Below are 18,915 nucleotides of genomic sequence, written 5' to 3' on the forward strand. Positions count from 1 at the left end.
CCGCTGCCCTGCGCCTGCATGACCCGCTTGCTGGTGTAGTTCTCCGAGGCAATCAGTTCGAGATGGTCTTCCTGGCGGGCCTCTTCGGCGTCCATCGCGGCGAGCAGTTCGTCGTCGTAGCCGCGGATCTGGTCATGCTTGCTGAACATCGCTGGGTCTCCCTGCGGCGCCGGAACCGCGCCGGAATGGCTGCAACGGGACACGCGGTCCCTTTGCCAGCGATGGTATGACCGGCCCTGCCGGCCCAGATGCCTATGCACGCCACGGGGAGGTGCGTTTGCGACATGGCGGTGGGATTCGGCAACCGATGCGGAACGCCCCGGGCTGGCGCTAAACTGCGTGCTCTTCGTCTTGCGAGAACACCATGAAACGCCCGCTGATCTTCCTTTCCGCCGTGCTGCTCGGCGCATCCCTGCAAGGGTGCGGGGGCGGCGATGAAAAGCAGGCCGCCGCGCCTGCGCTGCCGGCCGATTCCTGCACCGGCCATGAACTCGAAGTGGCCTTGCCGCCGGCCGGCAAGCCACTGTTCGGCTACGACTTCCTCTCCCGCCAGTGCGGCTACAACGATGCCACCGTGGTCTTCGGCGCCGCCGACGGCAGCAAGCGCCTGGAGATCGTCCTCACCGACACCGGCCTGCCGGCGCCGCCGACCGAGGGCGACGCGGTGGCCTATCGGGCGGCGCAGGACAAGCTGCGCGAGATGACCCAGACCAACCTGACCCTGCTCCACAAGACCCGCGAGACCGCCCTGAAGAACGGCACCGCCGAGCGCTTCGGCGGCGAGGACTACCTGCCGCTGATCGATACCACGCGAATGGGCGACCCGTTGGGGGTGATGGTCCCGGCCAAGGGCGAGGAGGGCGTCTCGACCCTCAGCGGAGTGATCAAGAACCGCTACGTACTGACCCTCAGCACCCGCGACATGCCCAATGGCGGCAGCGCCACGGCGATGCGCCAGGTGCTGGTGCCGTTCGTCGAGCAGATGAAGCTGACCAAGCTACCCTGACAGACTGTGCCGGCACCTACCCGTACCGGCGCGACCGCACGGAGCCCCACGAGGGCTCGGCAACCGTTCCATCCGAGGCCCACATGACCGATAACACCCAACAGTTCGCCAGCGACAACTATTCCGGTATCTGCCCCGAAGCCTGGGCGGCGATGGCCGAAGCCAACCGCGGCCACGAGCGCGCCTATGGCGACGACCAGTGGACCGCGCGCGCTTCGGACTACTTCCGCCAGTTGTTCGAGACCGATTGCGAAGTGTTCTTCGCCTTCAACGGCACCGCCGCCAACTCCCTGGCCCTGGCCGCGCTGTGCCAGAGCTACCACAGCGTGATCTGCTCGGAGACCGCCCACGTCGAGACCGACGAGTGCGGCGCGCCGGAGTTCTTCTCCAACGGCTCCAAGCTGCTGCTGGCGCAGACCGAGGTCGGCAAGCTGACCCCGGCGTCGATCCGCGACATCGCTCTCAAGCGCCAGGATATCCACTATCCGAAGCCGCGCGTGGTGACTCTCACCCAGGCCACCGAGGTCGGTACGGTGTACCGCCCGGACGAGTTGAAGGCGATCAGCGCCACCTGCAAGGAACTCGGCCTGCACCTGCACATGGACGGCGCGCGCTTCTCCAACGCCTGCGCCTTCCTCGGCTGCTCGCCGGCGGAGCTGAGCTGGAAGGCCGGGGTCGACGTGCTCTGCTTCGGCGGCACCAAGAACGGCATGGCGGTGGGCGAGGCGATCCTGTTCTTCAACCGCGACCTGGCCGAGGACTTCGACTACCGCTGCAAGCAGGCCGGCCAACTGGCCTCGAAGATGCGCTTCCTCGCCGCGCCCTGGGTCGGCGTACTGCAGGACGATGCCTGGCTGCGCTACGCCGATCACGCCAACCGCTGCGCGCGGCTGTTGGCCGAACTGGTGGCCGACGTTCCCGGCGTCAGCCTGATGTTCCCGGTAGAAGCCAACGGCGTCTTCCTGCAGCTTTCCGAGCCGGCGATCGAAGCCTTGCGCGCGCGCGGCTGGCGCTTCTACACCTTCATCGGTGAAGGTGGCGCGCGTTTCATGTGTTCCTGGGATACCGATATCGAGCGGGTCCGCGAACTGGCGCGGGACATCCGCCTGGTGATGGGCGCCTGAGTCCGCTCTCGGCCGCCTCCATGAACCGGGGCGGCCGCTCTTTCCTCATATCCTGTGGATAACTCTGTGGGCTAACTGTTCGGGAGCTATGCAAAAGTGCCCCCGGCAACACCCTCCCTATCTCCGCCGGGGGTGTTGAAAGCCTTTATCCACGCGGTTCCACTCCCATGCCAGGAGAACCTGGCCAATCCACAAACACTGTGGAGTCGAATGTGAATAACGTGTTCGCAGTCGCTTCCGCGCGGCGCCCTGCCGGGCTCTTCGGAGGTTGGTCGGTTTTTGAGCGAAAACAGCCGTTTGTGAAAGGACGATGAAGGTTCAGGTGAAAAGCGCTGACGAAACGGTGACGGGCATTGTCCCTGCGGGACCCAGACAGGCCTGTGGATAGAAAAGCAAGGAGCGAAGTGGGGGCAAATGCCGCAAACCCCCTGCGCGGACGTAACGGCTTGAGGAAAAAGACAAAATTCTCCCGCTCCGATGGCGCTGGAACAGCGGTTGCGGCCGCCGCCGGGAATTTCCCCCAATTCCTGTTGAGGTCAGTGTGCAGAGCCTGTTTATAGAATGCTGGGAGCCAGAGGGCCCGCGCCTTCCAGGCTATTGGTCAAGAATTGAGCGGATTTTTTGTCAACAGGCTGCCGGCTTGCTTTAGGGGGGCATGTGCACAAACGCAGGGTTGCTCACAAAAGGCCTGGAAAGCCTTGTGGACAACCTGTATGGATAGTTCTGTAAGCCTTATAAGGTAAGGCCTGCATGGAGTTGGTCAATAAATGGTCAGGCCGGGCGGGAAGGGATGAAGAGCCAGAATAGGCCAGGTTTTTTCTTCATCCTGTGAATATTTTTCTGGTTTTCCCCAAGGGAAGTGTAAAGCCCTGTGGAAAAATTGTTCGCTCACGCTTGGGGCGGCCGGACGGCGGGGTCTCTGGCGGATTGATCGTTAAATGAGCAGGAGACTGCGCCTAGCGCGAGCGGAGGAGAAGCGCGATTCACCCGGAGGGTAGCCGGATGTGCTGGCGGAGCCCATGCGCCAGGGCGAGTGGACATCGTCGGTATAGCGATCGTTGACCCGCGGGGTATCAGGGGATCTCATGGACCACACGGTCTGTGGATAAGTCTGTGATCAACCTACCCTCGAAAGGCCTCTCCAGAGATCGGCAAGGGCTTTGTTCCTGGAGCCTGAAACCAACTTGAAGTTGTCGTTTTTACCTTTAACTTCAAATGCTTACAATCGATCGTCGAGAACGCCAAGGTGGCGAGAAGACACCTGTATGGAATTCCAGTCCGAATGTGGACAACCTTGGCGCCCTGGTGTTTTCAAGTATGAGAAGGACAGAGCTGCGCGATGGCTCTGGTGGTTGGCCGGAGCCTTGATTACCCTTGGCTTTTGCCAGGAAAGTGGGATGGATCATGGATGATCGGATGTCAGACAAGCCGCTCGGCCGCTTGTTGCTCGAAGGCCTCGGCGAGATCGCCTGGATCGCCGTGCTGGTGGCCCTTGGCGTCCTCCTGCCGTTGCCGCTGGTAGCGCTGGGTTGGGCGCTGCTGCTGGGCGCCGAGTGGGCCATGGATCGTTGGCGCGGCAAGGTGCCGTATCGCCTGCAACAGGCGCTGTTCTTCTGGGTTCTGGGTGGCGGCATCGCCCTGGGCCAGGCACTGCCGGGCTTCTGGCTGGGACTGGGCGGTGGCTTGCTGGCGGTGATCGGCGGCGTGCTGCTGCAGATCCGTTTCGAGCGTGGCCTGCGCCTGGAGCGCCAGGCTCCGCAGGCGCTGGACGTACCGCTGCCGGCGGGAGGTAGCGCCTGGGGCGGCGAAGCGCCCGAGCGAACCCCCGAGGGCGAGGCGATCCGCCTGTTCGACGGCGGCGAGATCGCCATGGGCGGCCCGCTGGTATGCCACTACCTGATGCCCGACGGTTGCTTCATCCCCGACTGCAATCCTTCGGCACGCTTTTCCAGCGATGGCCGCCACTTCGTTTCGCCGATACCGAGCCGAGGCGCGTGGGGCCTGGCGATCTTCGACCGGCAGGAGCGGTTGCTTTACCGCTGTGCCGTGGACAACTTCTGGGAGCTGGACAGCGTCACCGAGCGCGAGGTGATCGGCCGGCACAGCCCGCTGACGTCCAACGCACCGCAGCGCCTCGAGCTGCAGGCGCTCAAGGCCGGCAGCGAGGCCGAGGCCTTCGTTGCCATCGGTGACCTCTGGCTGCCCGAAAGCGAATGGCAGCGCTGGAGCGGGGATCTGCGCGCGCAACCGCTACCGTCCCCGCTTGGCGGGCCCGCGCTGGAAATCCGCCCCTGGCTGCCGGCCAGCCTGCTGGCCCTGGACGATCCTTTCGCGCCGCTGCGCGCCAACCGCGGCGAGCTGTGGATAAACGGCGAGGCCAGCGGCCTCTACCTGTCGCGGGAAGCGCCGCCATTGGCTTGGAACGATGACGGCCGGGCGCTGGCGCTGCAGGCAGCAGGCGAGCCCCTGGGGCAGGATACCTACTGGCTTTGGCGAGAGGACGGCGGCCTGCGTGCGCTGGGCGCGCCGTGGTCGGCGTTGCCCGCCGAGCCCCATGCCGGTGGACCCGAACTGCTCGGGCTGGAGGATGGCTGGCTGCGTTTCGGCCTGGACCTGGCGCAACCCTGCCTGACCTACGAACGCTACGGCACGCTGGGTTCGTACAGCCATTCCAGCCTCTACCTTCTGCACGCTCGCGATGCGGACGACCGGCCGCGCTGGCGCGAGGCCGACATGCCGCGCCTGGACCTGTTGCTGCCCCTGGATGGCGCGGCCGGCAGGCCGGGATGCCTGTTGCAGAGCGCACCGCTGGCCGATGGCAGCCGGGCCGTCTGGGAGTGGTTGCGCGACGATCAGGAGGCGGAGCGCGGCGCCTATGCCTTGCGCCTGGGCGACTGGCGCCTGGATGGCGAGTGGACGCTCGACCACCGCGTGTCCGATTGCGGTCGCTACCTGGCCCTGGTGGCCTTCGCCGAGGCGCCGACCCTGCCGCAGCGCCTGGCCATACTCGATAGCCGGGAGCGGCGTCTGGAGTGGCTCGCCGAGCCGCTGGCCGATCTACACCTGCAAGGTTTCATCGATGGCCATGTGCATCTGCTCCACCTGCTCGGCCGCAACGCCTACCAGCCGCCGGGCGGGCCGGGCGAAGGCGACCCCGGCCTGTTGCGCCGCTTCGACGAAGGCTTGCCCGAGCCCGGCGCCTGGCACGCATTCGGCCGCTTCCACGACGACTGGCGGCATTACTACGAGCAGGCGCGGGTGGCGTTCGATGGCACGGCCTGGCGGCTGTGCCCCGCGTCGCGCTGGCTGGACGCACCGCCGCGGCCCTGGAGCGACGGCAACTTCGTCTTGCCGTCGGTGGGCGCGAAGGACGCCGCCTGGGGCTTCGGTTTCCACTACGAGGGCATGCACCGCGACGAGGACGTGCGCGCCGGGTTCAGCCGCGATGGCTACCTGCTGACCGCGTCGGGCATCGGCTTGGGCAACCTGGCGGCGCCAATGATCTGGTCGGCGGACGGTCGCTACCTGGCGCTGACCCGGCACGTCCAGCGCTACGAGGAAAGCGAGCTGGAGCGGGACCAGTGGCGCCTGCTGCTGCTCGACGTGCAAGAGCGGACGTTGCGTCGCTACCGCGACGACCTCGGCGAGTACCCGTGCTTCGACAGCTTCGACGACGACCTGTGCTTCCGCTGCGCGGGGACGGGGCGCTACGTGCTGGCCCTGGACTCGCTGCTGAAGGCTCCCGCCGAGTCGCTACAGGCCTGCGCCGGACGCTGGCTGCCGGCCGAGGAACTGCCGCGGCGGCGCTACTGGGAGCGCCTGGCGTTTCCCTCGCGCCCTCAGTAGTCGATGACCACGTCGCCCTTGGGCACGCTGCAGCAGGAGAGGATGTAGCCTTCGGCGACATCCTCGTCGGTGATCCCGCCGTTGTGCTCCATCTCCACCTCGCCGGCGGTCTTCATTACCTTGCAGGTGCCGCAGATGCCCATCCCGCAGGCCTTCGGAATGTGCAGGCCGAGCTTGGCGGCGGCGGCGTGCACGGTTTCCCCGGGGCTGACGCGGATGCTCTTGCCGGTGGCGGTGAATTCCACCTGGTGCTGGTCGGCGACCGGTACCTCCGGCGCCTCGGCGGCTTCCGCGGCCAGTTCCCTGACGTCGGCGCGGACCTCCGGCGGAGTCGGCCCGAAGGCTTCCTCGTGGTAGCGGCTCATGTCGTAGCCGTGGCCCTGCAGCAGGTGCTTCACCGCGCTCATATAGGGCGTCGGGCCGCAGCAGAAGATTTCCCGCTCGAGGAAGTCCGGGGCGATCAGTTCCAGCATGCGCAGGTTCAGGTAGCCACGGTAGCCGGCCCAGGCCTCGCCGAGGCCGTGGCGCTCGCAGATGATGTGCAGGCTGAAGTTGTCGATCCGCGAGGCCATGTGCTCCAGCTCGCGGTGGTAGATGATGTCCTTCGGCGAACGGGCGCTGTGGACGAAGACCATGTCGACGTTGGCGTTGGTGTCGAAGAACCAGCGCGCCATGGACATCACCGGGGTGATGCCGACCCCGCCGGAGAGGAACAGCACCTTGTCGGCCGGGAAGTCGATGGCGTTGAACAGGCCGACCGGACCGTGCACCGGTAGCTCCTGGCCTTCCTTGAGGTTGTCGTGCAGCCAGTTGGAAACCCGCCCGCCCGGCACCCGCTTGATGGTGATGGAGAAGCTGTAGGGCACCGAGGGCGAGCTGGAGATGGTGTAGGAGCGCATCACCGGCTCGCCGTCGATCTCCAGCTCCAGGGTGACGAACTGGCCCGGCTTGAAGAAGAACAGGATCGGCTGGTCGGCCATGAAGCAGAAGGTGCGCACGTCCCAGGTTTCCTGGATGACCTTGACGCAGCGCACGAGGTGCCGGCCGTTGGCCCAGGTCTGGGTGGTGACCGGATTGAGGAAGTTGCTCGACATGATGATCTCTCCGCGCGCACGGGGCCGAACGATGATGGCCTGATGGGGCGGATTGTGCGCATCGCCGTGGCCGCTCATTTACCTGCCAGCGACATTTACATGCTTATCGCGACCTGCCTGCTGGGGCGCGGCCCGGAGCGTCGGAAACGGATGCGGTCATGTCGCCCATGGATAAGGTCGGCGACGGGCGCGGGCCCACACTCCAGACCAGCCGAGACGAGGGTTTGCATGAACCCCGGGAGGGTAGAGCCCGGACGTGTAGAGCGACTGACCTTCATTCCCGCCACGGCGGGGCCCGTCCATCGGCAGGGCGGGATTCCGGACGCCGCGCCGGGATGAGGAAGGCTGTGAACGCCACCTTGCGTAGCAACCGTATCAGCCACTTTTTCCGCCGCCACCCGCGCGGGGGCGGCATGAGGAGTTACCGATGGACGTCACTTCCACCCTGAGTCTCGGCGATCCCCTGGAACCGGCCCGCAAGGCCACCGCCGACATGCTGCGCAGCCGCGACCACAGCTTCTCGCTGCCGCAGCCCTTCTACTGCGACCAGCGCCTGTTCGAGATCGACATGCAGGAGATCTTCCACAAGGAATGGCTGATCGCCGGCATGACCTGCGAGATTCCCGCCAAGGGCAATTTCCTCACCCTGCAGATCGGCAAGAACCCGGTCCTGGTGATCCGTGGCGCCGAAGGCCAGGTGCATGCCTTCCACAATGTCTGCCGGCACCGCGGCTCGCGCCTGTGCGTGAGCGAGAAGGGCAAGGTGGCCAAGCTGGTCTGCCCCTACCACCAGTGGACCTACGAGCTGGATGGCCGCCTGCTGTTCGCCGGCACCGAGATGGGCGCCGACTTCGACATGAAGGAGTACGGCCTGAAGCCGATCCAGGTGAAGACCGCCGGCGGCTACATCTTCATCAGTCTGGCGGAGAACCCGCCGGCCATCGACGACTTCCTGGCGACGCTCGAGCACTACATGGAGCCGTACGACATGGAGAACGCCAAGGTGGCGGTGCAGACCACCATCCGCGAAGCCGCCAACTGGAAGCTGGTGATCGAGAACAACCGCGAGTGCTACCACTGCAACGGCTCCCACCCGGAACTGCTGAAGACCCTGCTGGAGTGGGACGACGTCACCGACCCGCGCGCCAGCCAGGCGTTCAAGGACCAGGTGGCGGCCTGCACCAGCGCCTGGGAGGCCGAGAAGATCCCGTACGCCCACGCCAGCTTCGGCCTGCGCAATCGCATCGTGCGCATGCCGCTGCTGGACGGCACCGTGTCGATGACCATGGACGGCAAGCAGGGCAGCAAGAAGCTCATGGGCCGGATCAAGAACCCCGACCTCGGCTCGATGCGCATCCTGCACCTGCCGCACTCCTGGAACCACTGCATGGGCGACCACCTGATCGTCTTCACCGTGTGGCCGATCAGCGCCCAGGAAACCCTGGTCACCACCAAATGGCTGGTACACAAGGACGCGGTGGAAGGCGTCGACTACGACGTGGCGCGCCTGCGCGAGGTATGGGACGCGACCAACGACCAGGATCGCCGGCTGGCCGAGGAGAACCAGCGCGGGATCAACTCCGACGCCTACCAGCCTGGTCCATACTCGAAGACCTACGAGTTCGGCGTGATCAATTTCCTCGACTGGTACAGCGAGCGCATGCTGAACAACCTCGGCGAGGAGTCCGCCCACGTGCGCAAGGTGGCCGGCAGCTGAGCCGGACGAGGCGCCCCCTGGCGGGGCGCCGCTGCGGAGGAAAGGTCATGGACAACCTGCTGTTCTACGTCAGTTCCGCTTTCGTCAGCCTGCTGCTGGCCTGGAACCTGTTCGCCTGCTGGCGCCGCCAGCGGCCGCCGGAGAAGTCCCGGCCCTGAGCCCGCGCGCTCGCCACGCCTCGCCTCGCCTCCCGCTTCCGCCCCCTGACAGCCTCCCGGCAAAAGGACTAAGGTGGGAGGACTCAACCTGAACGGGCCGCTCAAGGGCGGCCTCTGGAGGCAAGCGTGGAAAACAATCCCCTGTGGGCCGAACTGGGCAAGCACTGGAAACTGGTGGCCCTGCGCGGCGTGGCGGCGCTGGTGTTCGGCGTCCTGACCCTGCTCTCGCCGGCCCTGGCGCTGACCGTGCTGGTGCTGTTCTGGGGCGCCTACGCGCTGGTGGACGGGGCGTTCGCCCTGATCGCCGCGTTCAACATGCGCAGCGACGGACAGTTCAACTGGCCGCTGGCGCTGGTCGGGGTGATCGGCGTGGCGGCCGGCCTGGTTGCGTTCTTCTGGCCGCAACTGACCGCCATCGGCCTGCTCCTGATCATCGCCGGCTGGGCGCTGGCGATGGGCATCTTCCAGATCGTCGCGGCGATCCGCCTGCGCAAGTCGATCCAGAACGAGTGGTGGATGATCCTCTCTGGCGCCATCTCGGTGCTGTTCGGCGTGCTGATGATCGCCAACCCCGGCGCCGGGGCGCTGGCGGTGGTCTGGGTGATCGGCGCCTACGCGGTGTTCTTCGGCGTGCTGCTGGTCATGCTCGCGCTGCGCCTGCGCAAGACTTCGACCCTGAAGGCCTGAGGCGGTGGCGGCGAAGCCGGCGGAGGAAACGCGCTGGTGCCTGTGGCGCCAGGACGACAACGGCAATGCCTTCGTCATGCGCCGCGACCTGACGCGCGACGAGGCCTGCGCGCTGGTCAAGGACTACCAGGCGCGCGGGCATCGGCAGCTGTATTGGGCGAGTCCGCAGGCGCGCGACTAGCCGGATGCCCCGGCGATCCGCTCGACCAGCGCCTCCAGGCGCTGCTCCACCGCCCGCAGGCGCGGCGACTCGCCGTCGTTCGCGCCGAGCTGGCGGGCGCAGAGGTTGAGCGCGGAGAGCACCACCAGCTCGTTGCTGGTGACGTAGGGAAACTTGCGCTTGTTGGCGTCCACTTCCGCCTGCAGCAACGCGGCGGCGTCCGCGAGGGCCCGCTCCTCGCCGGCCGGCACGCGGATCGAATAGTCCCGGCCGAGGATCGACAGGACCTGGACGCCGTCGCGGCTCATGCGCTAACCGGTTGCTGCGCGCTGAGGCGCTCGACCAGGGCTTCCAGGCGGGCCTGGGTGCCGCTCTGCTTTTCTTCCTGCTCGAGCATGGAGAGTTGCAGGGTTTCGTTTTCCTCGGTGGCCTGGCGCAGCTGCTGCTGAAGCTGGTCGTGGCTGTCGCGCAGGGCCTGGTTCTGTTGCAGTAGCTCGGCTACCAGGGTTTCCAGGCGTTCCAGGGTGTTCTCCAGCATGATCTCGTCCCAGTCGTTCAAAGGGCGCGCAGGATAAAGAAAAGCGCCTGCCGAAGCCAGGTCCGTGGTCGGTTGCCAGGCTTCGGCACCCGGCTTCACCAGTGAAAGCTGCCGCCCAGCGAGTAGTGCCCGGGGTCGGCGACGAAGGGATCGCGATCGGTGGCCGGCGGGCAGTTGCGCCGCTTCAGGCAGTCATCGGCGCGCTCGGCGTAGCTGCGTTCGTCGCCGCTGACGCGGACGTCCGGAAGGATGCCGGAGAAGGAGGGATAGCCCTGGGCGCAGCCGACCAGGAACAGGAACGGCAGGAAAGGGAAGAGGCGTCGGCTCATGGGGATACTCCGATCATTGAGGTTGCTCGACGATGCGGCGGATGGTGCCGCCGCAGATGTCGGTGAAGCAGCGGTCGTAGTCGGAACTGCAGTTGAAGTTGCCGGAGCCGCCGAAGCTGTTGTAGCCGAACGAGGAGGAATAGCCTGGCGCCAGGCATTCCTTGCGCGCCTGCTTCTTGCTCTTGCCCTGGCTGCAATAGTGGTAGCTGCGCCGTTCCGCTTCGCGCAGGCGGTTTTCGTTCTGCCATTCCAGGCGCGCGAGGCTTTCGCACTGGCTCTGTTGCGTGCGGCACTGGGCGACGCAGGTGCGTCCCGCCTCGCTTGGCGGCATCACGTACTGGTAGCGGACGGAGGGGCCGCAGCCCGAGATCAGGGCGAGCGCGAGCGCAACGCCCGAGAGGTTCAGGTGTCTGTTCATGGTTTCTGGTTGGGAAAGGGTGGAGCGGGGATCAGTCGTCCGCGACGTATTCCAGGATGTCGCCCGGCTGGCAGTCCAGGAAGGCGCAGATCTTCTCCAGGGTGTCGAGGCGGATGCCCTTGACCTTGCCGTTCTTCAGCAGGGACAGGTTCTGTTCGGTGATACCGATGGCTTCCGCCAGCTCCTTGGAGCGGACCTTGTTCTTCGCCAGGATGACGTCTAGTCGGATGATGATCATGGGGTCGTCATATGAAGGCTCTTACTTCTTCGTCCAGTTTCCTGGCTTCGCTCATCATCAGGCCGAACGAGCAGAGAAAGATCGCCTTGAGGAACTCGTAGGCCGCTTCGGAAGTGAGTCCTATCGAAACGCTCAGGACACGCTCGCCGTCGGGCAGGTCGAGAGATAGTACAAGACCTTGCAGCGTATTGATAAATGGCTGGAGCAAGAGTGCCAGGAAGGACAGCAGGCCGATGTGCACCAGGGTCCTGGCGTTGCGCTGCGACCAGCGTTCGCCCTTGGCCAGGCGGCGGAAGAACAGGCCGGTGAGCGCCAGGCCGAACGCGGAAAGCAGGGTCGGCAGGTAGTCCAGCAGCATCAGCAGCGCCCGGCTGCTCCAGGACAGGACGAAGCCGTCGCTGGCCAGGCGCGGCATTTCATCGCTCCAGGCCTGCAGGTAGCCCTGCTCGCTGAGGCCGGAGAACCAGAGGTGGGTGTTCGCTCCGAGTTCGATGCAGGCCATGCCCCAGGCCAGGATGGCGCAGAGCATGCCGAGCAGATAGAGCTTGTGGTTGCTGAGATGCGTGGACAGCGCCATGCCGGGTTCCCCTGTGTGTTTCGCGTCTGGATGGCGAAACTAGGGAATAAATTATCGTAATACAATAATTTATCGTCACCACGTCATAACTTGTGATCTGGCGCACAGTGCGTTCTGACCCGCTTCAGCGGATCACGCCTTCCTCGCGCAAGAGCTTGAAGATGGCTTCGGCGCCGGCTTCCGCCGAAAGATCCTTGAGTACCTGCCCGGTACCGCCGGAGGCCTTGGCGGTGGCGGCTTTCATTCGCTCGGCGCCGGTCTTCGCCTTGATTACCTTGAGCCGCTTCGGGCGCGGCCGGGCCGGTTGCAGGCTGTCTTCGGCGAGCAGTGGGTCGTCGACCACCTCCACCTCATGGGCCTCGATCTCGCCACGCCTAGCCGGGCCGAAGGCGCTCTGCCGGGCCACCGGCGCGGCATTGTCGACGCTGGCGACGAACGGCAGGCGTACCCGCAGTCGGCGTCGCTGGCCGCGAGGCAGAGCCTGGAGGACCTGGGCGCTGCCGTCTTCGACCTTCTCGACCTCGGCCAGGCCGACCACCAGTGGCCAGCCCAGGCGCTCGGCGAGGAGGAAGGGCAGCATCCCGGAGCCTTCCCCGGTTTCCGCCTGGCTGCCGGTGAGCACCAGTTGCGCGCGGGAGTCGCGCAGGTGCTCGGCCAGTGCGGGCAGGGCGTCGGCGCCGGCCGGCTGTTCCAGCACGGACAAGCGTTCCAGGCCCATGCCGAGATAGCCGCGCAGCGCCTCGGCGTGCGGGTCGCCGGCGTGCAGCACTTGCAGGCGCGGGCCGCTCAGGCGCAGGCCGAGTTCCACCGCGCGGGCGTCCTGTTCGGCGCGGCGCGGGCGTCCGGAGGCGGGGTGGGCGCCGATGGAGACCAGCGCGACGATGTTCAGCTCAGTCATGGTTCGATACCGATGAAAGGTACGTGGAAGCGGGTTCAGGCCGCATCGCGGGCGGCGCCGTTGCGATGTGCCTCGGCCAGGCGGATCAGCGCGCGGAGGATTTCCGTCGAGTCGCCGATCACCGAGAGATCGGCGCGCTTGATCATGTCGCAGCCGGCGTCGCGGTTCACCGCCACCACCTTGTCGCAGGCGCCTATGCCCTGCAGGTGCTGGATCGCCCCGGAGATGCCCACCGCCAGGTAGACCCGCGCGGTGACCCAGGTACCGGTGGCGCCGACCTGACGGTTGCGCGGCATGTGCCCGTCGTCCACCGCCACCCGCGAGGCGCCCTCGGTGGCGCCGAGGGCGGCGGCGGCCTGGTGGAACAGCGTCCAGTCCTGCACGCCGTTGCCGCCGGAGAGAATGAATTCGGCCTCGGCCATGGGGATCCGCGCCGGGTCCACGGCCACCGGGCCGAGGTCCTCGATGCGTGGCAGGTTGCGCGCCACCTGCGCGGCCATGTGCAGCTCGCGAGCCTCATGGCGGGTTTCGCTGACCGGCTCGGCGCATTCCGCCGCGGCCAGCAGCAGGCGCGGCAGGGCGCGCTGGATGTCCTCGCGGCCGGCGCCGGCGCGGCCGATGCAGCGGCCGTCCTCGACCTGCCAGACGCGTCCGGCCGGCCGTTCGCCGAGCGCAGCGGCCAGGCGCCGGCCCAGTTCGCCGCCGCCGTTGCGACTGTCCGGGAACAGCCAGTGGCGCGGGGCGAGCTGGTTCTCCAGGTTGCGCAGGGCGAGTATTCGCTGCTCGGGCGCGTAGCCGTCGTACTCGCCGCCGGCGAGGTGCAGCAGGCGGTCGACGCCGGCGCTGTCGAAGGCGCTTTCCTTGTGTTCGCCGAACACCACGGCGAGCACCGCGCCGTCGTTGCCGGCGAGCTTGCGGGCCAGTCCGAGGAGGTCCTTGTCGTGGCTGGAGAGACGGCCGCCGACCATGTCCGGGACCACCGCGACGAGGAATGCCGGTTGCTCGACCACATGCAGTGGCAACTGCGCTTCCTGCGCTACGCTGGCGCGGCGCGCGCCGCTGCCCTGCTGGCCGCCGGAGCGATCGATGCGGCGGATGCCGTTGGGGCCGACGAAGCCGACGGCGTGCGGGTTCTTGCGGACCAAGCCGTGGGGGCCCATCCAGCGCACCTCGCCGCCTTGGGCGGAGTGCATGGCCGCATGCAGCGGATGCAGGCGGTTGCGGGCGATCCATTCGGCGCGTGGATCGCGACGGACGATGTCGTTCATGCGGAATGCTTCCTGTGGCTGCGGCTACCCGGTCCCGCGGCCCCCTCCCTGGAGGGAGAGGCCGCTATCCGTGCTGCCCCGGTCAGCAGCGGATTCGATGTGAAGCTCGACACTCTCATCAATGCACCTCCGCCACGGCTTCACGCCGCACCGGCTTTTTTGCCGGCGCTTCCGCCTGCTCTATCAGCGCTTCCGCCACCAGCTCGGCGATGTCCTTGATCTCCGGCCGCGGTGCCACCACGCCTTCGAGCATCGCGGTGCACTGCGGGCAGCCGACGGCCACCAGCTCGGCGCCGGTCTCGCGGATGTCGGCCATGCGCATGTCGGGAATCCGTTGCTTGCCGGGGATGTCGGTGATCGGCGCGCCGCCACCGCCGCCGCAACAGCGCGAGCGGAAGCCGGAGCGTTGCATTTCCTTGACCTCGATGCCGAGTGCGCGCAGCACGTTGCGCGGCGCCTCGTACTCGCCGTTGTAGCGGCCCAGGTAGCAGGGGTCGTGGTAGGTGACGCTGCCGGCCTTGCTGCGGCCCGGTTGCAGCGTGCCGGCGCGCAGCAGTTCGTCAATGAAGGTGCTGTGGTGCAGTACCTGGTAGTCGCCGCCGAGGGCGCCGTATTCGTTCTTCAGCACATGGAAGCTGTGCGGGTCGCAGCTGACGATGCGGGTGAAGCGGTATTTCGCCAGGGTCGCGATATTGCGCCTGGCCAGGTTCTGGAAGGTCGCCTCGTCGCCCAGCCGGCGCGCCACGTCGCCGCTGTCGCGCTCCTCCAGGCCGAGCACGGCGAAGTCCACCGCGGCTGCCTTGAGGATCTTCACGAAGGCGCGCAGGGTGCGCTGGTTGCGCATGTCGAAGGCGCCGTCGCCGACCCAGAACAGCACGTCGGCGCTCTTCTTCTCGCTCATCAGCGGCAGGTTCAGGTCGGCCGCCCAGTTCAACCGGCCGCCGGGGGCGAAACCGCCGGGGTTGTCGGTGGCGATCAGGTTGTCCAGCACCTCGGCGCCCTTGTTCGGCGTGGCGCCTTTCTCCAGGGTCAGGTGGCGGCGCATGTCGACGATGGCGTCGACGTGCTCGATCATCATCGGGCACTCCTCGACGCAGGCCCGGCAGGTGGTGCAGGACCATAGGGTGTCGGCGTCGACCAGGGCCTTGCCATCCAGCGCGACGATCGGCTGGTGCGGGCCGCCGCCGTGCTCGCCCAGCGGTTTGCCTGGATAGGGGCTGCCGGCGAACTTCGCGTCGTTGCCGCCGGCCAGGCCGATGACCATGTCCTGGATCAGCTTCTTCGGGTTCAGCGGCTGGCCGGCGGCGAACGCCGGGCACATCGCCTCGCACTTGCCGCACTGCACGCAGGCGTCGAACCCGAGCAACTGGTTCCAGGTGAAGTCGCTGGGCTTTTCCACGCCCAGCGGCGCCTGCGGATCGGCCAGGTCGAGCGCCTTGAGGCCGGTGGAGCGGCCGCCGCCGAAGCGTTCGGCGCGGCGGTGCCAGGCCAGGTGCAGGGCACCGGCGAAGGCGTGCTTCATCGGCCCGCCCCAGGTCATGCCGAGGAACAGCTCGGACACACCCCAGGCCACGCCAATGGCGAGGAGGCCGGCGAGGAACCAGCCGCCGAAGCCTTCCGGCAGGATCCCGGCCACCGGCAGGGTGGCGAGGAAGAAGCTCGCGGCGAACGCCAGCAGGCTCTTCGGCAGGCGCATCCAGGGGCCCTTCGACAGCCGCGACGGTGGGTCGAGGCGGCGGCGGGCGACGAACAGCGCGCCGACGAACATCAGCGCCGTGGCCGCCAGCAGGGCGAAGCCGAGGATCCGGCCGTGCAGCCCGAAACCGTGTACCAGGATCGCCAGCAGCGCCGCCAGGACGAAGCCGCCGGCGGTGGCGACGTGGGTCCTGGACATGTACCTGTCGCGCTCTACCACATGGTGCAGGTCCACCAGGTAGCGACGCGGCATCTGCATGAGGCCGCCGATCCAGTCGACCTTGGCGGGTCGGCCGCGGCGCCACATGAGGAAGCGCTTCGCGGCGCCGAGCACGGCAAGTGCCAGGGCGGCGAAGAGCAGGACGGGGAGGAGGGTGTCGAGCATTTCTGGTCTCCCTGCGGGACGTCAGGCGGCGCTGGATCGGCCCCCTCTCCCGCTTGCGGGAGAGGGGGCGGCCGTGCCGGTCGGATGCCACGAGGCGTGTCTTAGAAATCCTTGCACAAGCGCAGCGCGTCATAGATCGCCGCATGGGTGTTGCGCTGGGCCACGCAGTCGCCGATGCGGAACAGCAGGTAGCCTTCTCCGGGCTGGCTGAGGCAGGGCTGCGGCTGGATCGCGAACAGCGCCTCGACGTCGATCTGGCCCTTGTTCCGCGAGCCCTGCTTGAGCGCGTAGTAGAGGCTCTCGTCGGGGCGCACGCCGTTTTCCACCACCACCTGGTCGACCACCCGCTCTTCCCGCGCGCCGGTGTATTCGTTCTCCAGCACCGCCACCAGCTTGTCGCCCTCGCGGTAGACCTTCTCCAGCATCAGGTCGCCGGTCATGATCACTTCCTTGGGATACATGCTGCGGTAGTAGGTGGGGAAGGTGGTGCCGCCTATGGCCACGCCCGGCTTGATGTCGTCGGTGACGATCTCCACCTGGGCGCCCTTGTCGGCGAGGAAGTCCGCCACCGACATGCCGCTGAACTCGCAGATGGTGTCGTAGACCAGCACGTTCTTGCCTGGCTCGACCGTGCCGTCGAGCACGTCCCAGCTGCTCACCACGAGGCCGTCGGCGGCGCCCCAGTGTTCGTTCTGCTCGAGGAACGGATGTCCGCCGTTGGCCAGCACCACCACGTCCGGGCGCAGGTCGAGGATGGTCTCGGGGTCGGCCGCGGTGCCCAGGCGCAGGTCGATGCCCAGGCGTGCCAGCTCCAGTTGGTACCAACGGGTGATGCCGGCGATCTGGTCGCGTTGCGGCGCCTTGGCGGCGGTGGTGATCTGGCCGCCGAGCTGCTCCTTCTTCTCGAACAGGGTCACGTCGTGGCCGCGCTCGGCCGCCACGCGGGCCGCTTCCATCCCGGCCGGCCCGCCGCCGACCACCACCACCTTGCGCTTCGGTCCGGCGGACTTCTCGATGATGTGCGGCACGCCCATGTATTCGCGGGAGGTCGCGGCGTTCTGGATGCACAGCACGTCCAGGCCCTGGTACTGGCGGTCGATGCAGTAGTTGGCGCCGACGCACTGCTTGATCTGGTCGACCTGGCCCATCTTGATCTTGGCGATCAGGTGCGGGTCGGCGATGTGCGCGCGAGTCATGCCGACCATGTCCACGTAGCCGCCTTCGAGGATGCGCGTGGCCTGGTTCGGGTCCTTGATGTTCTGCGCGTGCAGCACCGGCACGTCGACCACTTCCTTGATGCCGGCCGCCAGGTGCAGGAACGGCTCCGGCGGGAAGGTCATGTTGGGGATGACGTTGGCCAGGGTATTGTGGGTGTCGCAGCCGGAGCCGACCACGCCGATGAAGTCGAGCATGCCGGTATCGCTGTAGTACTTGGCGATCTGCTTCATGTCCTCGTGGGACAGGCCGTCCGGGTGGAACTCGTCGCCGCAGATGCGCATGCCGACGCAGAAGTCCTCGCCGACCTCGGCGCGCACCGCCTTGAGCACCTCGAGGCCGAACTTCATGCGCCCCTCGAAGCTACCGCCCCATTCGTCGGTGCGCTTGTTGACCCGTGGGCTCCAGAACTGGTCGATCATGTGCTGGTGCACGGCGGACAGCTCGACGCCGTCCAGGCCGCCTTCCTTGGCGCGGCGGGCGGCCTGCGCGTAGTTGCCGATGACCCGCCAGATCTCCTCCACCTCGATGGTCTTGCAGGTGGCGCGGTGCACCGGCTCGCGGATACCCGACGGCGACATCAGGGTCGGCCAGTGGTAGCCGTCCCAGCGCGAACGGCGCCCCATGTGGGTAATCTGGATCATGATCTTGGCGCCGTGCTTGTGCATGGCGTCCGCCAGGTTCTGGAAGTGCGGGATGATCCGGTCGGTGGACAGGTTCACCGAACTCCACCACTGCTGCGGGCTGTCGATGGCGACCACTGAGGAGCCGCCACAGATGGCCAGGCCGATGCCGCCCTTGGCCTTTTCCTCGTAGTACTTCACGTAGCGCTCGGTGGTCATCCCGCCGTCGGTGGCGTAGACCTCGGCGTGGGCGGTGGAGAGCACGCGGTTGCGGATGGTCAGCTTGCCGATCTGGATCGGCTGGAACATTGCTTCGAAGGCCATGACCCTTTCCTCGGCTTACAGGGGTTTGACGACGAACAGGCCGTCTTCGTGACCGTCCTCGGCGCCGCTGTAGACCTGTTCGGCCACGGTGCGCAGGCTGCTGCCGCGGGCGGCGAGGATCTGGTCCATGGCGCCGGCGAACCAGCCGGTGAACATGTAGTCGACCTTGCGATTGACCTTGCCGTAGACGTAGACGAAGGCGGAGTGCCGCAGGCGGACCTCGGCGGTGCCTTCCTCGAGGTTGATCCGCTCGATCTCGAACAGGCCCCAGCCGCGCTGGGACAGGCGCTTCATGTAGTGCTCGAACACCGCCACGCCCTCCAGGCCGTGACATTCGGCTTCCTTCTCGCACCAGTGCCAGGCGGACTTGTAGCCGGCCTTGTAGAGGATCTCGGCGTAGGCGTCGGCGCCCAGCACTTCCTCGATGCCCATGTGGTTGTTGACGAAGAAATGTCGCGGTACGTAGAGCATCGGCAGGGCGTCAGTGGTCCAGACGCCGGTCTCGCTGTCGACCTCGATGGGCAGTTGGGGGGCATGTTTGGCCATGGTGTAAGCTCCGATTCTTTTGACTCCCTCTCTCCCTTCAGGGAGAGAGGCGGGGAGAGGGAAGATGGG

The 18,915-nt window shown here is 66.9% G+C and carries 18 protein-coding genes and 1 pseudogene; 6 read left to right on the plus strand and 13 right to left on the minus strand.

All coding sequences use genetic code 11. The annotated features are described in order from the left end of the window. Positions 1–149 (minus strand): annotated as a pseudogene (gene glyA / locus HMPREF2581_RS32850) (serine hydroxymethyltransferase); the annotation flags it as partial. A 215-nt stretch (positions 150–364) separates the two neighbouring features. Here glyA and HMPREF2581_RS03610 point away from each other — a divergent pair. From HMPREF2581_RS03610 to HMPREF2581_RS03620, 3 genes are all read left to right on the plus strand, one after another. Then, positions 365–1,006 carry a hypothetical protein gene (locus HMPREF2581_RS03610; RefSeq protein WP_003096775.1) on the plus strand — a complete coding sequence of 214 codons (642 nt, stop codon included), beginning with the start codon at positions 365–367 and terminating at the stop codon, positions 1,004–1,006. 83 nt (positions 1,007–1,089) lie between these two features. Continuing rightward, positions 1,090–2,130 carry a threonine aldolase family protein gene (locus HMPREF2581_RS03615; protein ID WP_003096773.1) on the plus strand — a complete coding sequence of 347 codons (1,041 nt, stop codon included), beginning with the start codon at positions 1,090–1,092 and terminating at the stop codon, positions 2,128–2,130. 1,416 nt (positions 2,131–3,546) lie between these two features. Further along, entirely contained in the window at positions 3,547–5,976 is a 2,430-nt protein-coding gene (locus HMPREF2581_RS03620) for a hypothetical protein (RefSeq protein ID WP_031632905.1), read from the plus strand. Here the strand turns inward: HMPREF2581_RS03620 and gbcB are convergent. Beyond that, complete coding sequence (gene gbcB, locus HMPREF2581_RS03625; RefSeq protein ID WP_003096769.1) at positions 5,970–7,070, minus strand: glycine-betaine demethylase subunit GbcB; 1,101 nt, start codon at positions 7,068–7,070, stop codon at positions 5,970–5,972. The two genes, HMPREF2581_RS03620 and gbcB, sit on opposite strands and share 7 nt — an antisense overlap. 427 nt (positions 7,071–7,497) lie before the next feature. Here gbcB and gbcA point away from each other — a divergent pair, with 427 nt between their 5' ends. From gbcA to HMPREF2581_RS03640, 3 genes are all read left to right on the plus strand, one after another. Next, positions 7,498–8,787 (plus strand): glycine-betaine demethylase subunit GbcA, encoded by a 1,290-nt coding sequence (gene gbcA / locus HMPREF2581_RS03630; protein ID WP_003142076.1) that lies wholly within the window; start codon positions 7,498–7,500, stop codon positions 8,785–8,787. Between the two features lie 284 nt (positions 8,788–9,071). Next, entirely contained in the window at positions 9,072–9,632 is a 561-nt protein-coding gene (locus HMPREF2581_RS03635; protein WP_003096765.1) for an HdeD family acid-resistance protein, read from the plus strand. Positions 9,633–9,636: 4 nt separating this feature from the next. After that, the gene (locus HMPREF2581_RS03640) at positions 9,637–9,813 is read left to right on the plus strand and encodes a hypothetical protein (RefSeq protein WP_003096763.1); all 177 of its coding nucleotides are present in this window, start codon (positions 9,637–9,639) and stop codon (positions 9,811–9,813) included. On the opposite strand, the gene HMPREF2581_RS03645 is transcribed toward HMPREF2581_RS03640, so the two are convergent. The 11 genes from HMPREF2581_RS03645 to HMPREF2581_RS03695 form a co-directional block, all read right to left on the minus strand. Further along, a complete protein-coding gene (locus HMPREF2581_RS03645) occupies positions 9,810–10,100 on the minus strand; it encodes a cell division protein ZapA (RefSeq protein ID WP_003105708.1) in 291 nt (96 codons plus the stop codon). The genes HMPREF2581_RS03640 and HMPREF2581_RS03645 overlap by 4 nt on opposite strands. Further along, positions 10,097–10,330, minus strand: coding sequence for a hypothetical protein (locus HMPREF2581_RS03650; RefSeq protein WP_003105710.1), 234 nt, complete (start codon positions 10,328–10,330; stop codon positions 10,097–10,099). The genes HMPREF2581_RS03645 and HMPREF2581_RS03650 overlap by 4 nt, the downstream gene beginning before the upstream one ends. 95 nt (positions 10,331–10,425) lie before the next feature. Continuing rightward, positions 10,426–10,659 carry a hypothetical protein gene (locus HMPREF2581_RS03655; RefSeq protein WP_003142075.1) on the minus strand — a complete coding sequence of 78 codons (234 nt, stop codon included), beginning with the start codon at positions 10,657–10,659 and terminating at the stop codon, positions 10,426–10,428. A gap of 13 nt (positions 10,660–10,672) precedes the next feature. Further along, complete coding sequence (locus HMPREF2581_RS03660) at positions 10,673–11,077, minus strand: hypothetical protein (protein WP_003142074.1); 405 nt, start codon at positions 11,075–11,077, stop codon at positions 10,673–10,675. A 31-nt stretch (positions 11,078–11,108) separates the two neighbouring features. Continuing rightward, the gene (locus tag HMPREF2581_RS03665; protein ID WP_003096753.1) at positions 11,109–11,315 is read right to left on the minus strand and encodes a helix-turn-helix domain-containing protein; all 207 of its coding nucleotides are present in this window, start codon (positions 11,313–11,315) and stop codon (positions 11,109–11,111) included. 7 nt (positions 11,316–11,322) lie between these two features. Next, positions 11,323–11,892, minus strand: a complete 570-nt coding sequence (locus tag HMPREF2581_RS03670; protein WP_003096751.1) for a hypothetical protein — start codon at positions 11,890–11,892, stop codon at positions 11,323–11,325. A 124-nt stretch (positions 11,893–12,016) separates the two neighbouring features. Continuing rightward, positions 12,017–12,790 carry an electron transfer flavoprotein subunit beta gene (locus HMPREF2581_RS03675; RefSeq protein ID WP_003105716.1) on the minus strand — a complete coding sequence of 258 codons (774 nt, stop codon included), beginning with the start codon at positions 12,788–12,790 and terminating at the stop codon, positions 12,017–12,019. A 35-nt stretch (positions 12,791–12,825) separates the two neighbouring features. Continuing rightward, a complete protein-coding gene (locus tag HMPREF2581_RS03680; protein WP_016254358.1) occupies positions 12,826–14,058 on the minus strand; it encodes an electron transfer flavoprotein subunit alpha in 1,233 nt (410 codons plus the stop codon). Positions 14,059–14,176: 118 nt separating this feature from the next. Beyond that, the gene (gene dgcB / locus HMPREF2581_RS03685; RefSeq protein ID WP_003096746.1) at positions 14,177–16,138 is read right to left on the minus strand and encodes a dimethylglycine demethylation protein DgcB; all 1,962 of its coding nucleotides are present in this window, start codon (positions 16,136–16,138) and stop codon (positions 14,177–14,179) included. Positions 16,139–16,239: 101 nt separating this feature from the next. Further along, positions 16,240–18,300 (minus strand): dimethylglycine demethylation protein DgcA, encoded by a 2,061-nt coding sequence (gene dgcA, locus HMPREF2581_RS03690; RefSeq protein WP_003096745.1) that lies wholly within the window; start codon positions 18,298–18,300, stop codon positions 16,240–16,242. A gap of 15 nt (positions 18,301–18,315) precedes the next feature. Further along, positions 18,316–18,846 (minus strand): DUF5943 domain-containing protein, encoded by a 531-nt coding sequence (locus HMPREF2581_RS03695; RefSeq protein WP_003107282.1) that lies wholly within the window; start codon positions 18,844–18,846, stop codon positions 18,316–18,318. Positions 18,847–18,915: the final 69 nt, after the last annotated feature.

Origin of the sequence: Pseudomonas sp. HMSC057H01 (genome assembly GCF_001836405.1) — a bacterium.
In the GTDB taxonomy this organism is placed as follows: domain Bacteria; phylum Pseudomonadota; class Gammaproteobacteria; order Pseudomonadales; family Pseudomonadaceae; genus Pseudomonas; species Pseudomonas aeruginosa.

Excerpts from the sequence above, each read along its gene's own strand:
- HMPREF2581_RS03610 (WP_003096775.1), top strand. The coding sequence starts at position 365 with ATGAAACGCCCGCTGATCTTCCTTTCCGCCGTGCTGCTCGGCGCATCC.
- HMPREF2581_RS03615 (WP_003096773.1), top strand. The coding sequence starts at position 1,090 with ATGACCGATAACACCCAACAGTTCGCCAGCGACAACTATTCCGGTATC.
- HMPREF2581_RS03620 (WP_031632905.1), top strand. The coding sequence starts at position 3,547 with ATGTCAGACAAGCCGCTCGGCCGCTTGTTGCTCGAAGGCCTCGGCGAG.
- gbcB (WP_003096769.1), bottom strand. The coding sequence starts at position 7,070 with ATGTCGAGCAACTTCCTCAATCCGGTCACCACCCAGACCTGGGCCAAC.
- gbcA (WP_003142076.1), top strand. The coding sequence starts at position 7,498 with ATGGACGTCACTTCCACCCTGAGTCTCGGCGATCCCCTGGAACCGGCC.
- HMPREF2581_RS03645 (WP_003105708.1), bottom strand. The coding sequence starts at position 10,100 with ATGAGCCGCGACGGCGTCCAGGTCCTGTCGATCCTCGGCCGGGACTAT.
- HMPREF2581_RS03650 (WP_003105710.1), bottom strand. The coding sequence starts at position 10,330 with ATGCTGGAGAACACCCTGGAACGCCTGGAAACCCTGGTAGCCGAGCTA.
- HMPREF2581_RS03655 (WP_003142075.1), bottom strand. The coding sequence starts at position 10,659 with ATGAGCCGACGCCTCTTCCCTTTCCTGCCGTTCCTGTTCCTGGTCGGC.
- HMPREF2581_RS03660 (WP_003142074.1), bottom strand. The coding sequence starts at position 11,077 with ATGAACAGACACCTGAACCTCTCGGGCGTTGCGCTCGCGCTCGCCCTG.
- HMPREF2581_RS03665 (WP_003096753.1), bottom strand. The coding sequence starts at position 11,315 with ATGATCATCATCCGACTAGACGTCATCCTGGCGAAGAACAAGGTCCGC.
- HMPREF2581_RS03670 (WP_003096751.1), bottom strand. The coding sequence starts at position 11,892 with ATGGCGCTGTCCACGCATCTCAGCAACCACAAGCTCTATCTGCTCGGC.
- HMPREF2581_RS03675 (WP_003105716.1), bottom strand. The coding sequence starts at position 12,790 with ATGACTGAGCTGAACATCGTCGCGCTGGTCTCCATCGGCGCCCACCCC.
- HMPREF2581_RS03680 (WP_016254358.1), bottom strand. The coding sequence starts at position 14,058 with ATGAACGACATCGTCCGTCGCGATCCACGCGCCGAATGGATCGCCCGC.
- dgcB (WP_003096746.1), bottom strand. The coding sequence starts at position 16,138 with ATGCTCGACACCCTCCTCCCCGTCCTGCTCTTCGCCGCCCTGGCACTT.
- dgcA (WP_003096745.1), bottom strand. The coding sequence starts at position 18,300 with ATGGCCTTCGAAGCAATGTTCCAGCCGATCCAGATCGGCAAGCTGACC.
- HMPREF2581_RS03695 (WP_003107282.1), bottom strand. The coding sequence starts at position 18,846 with ATGGCCAAACATGCCCCCCAACTGCCCATCGAGGTCGACAGCGAGACC.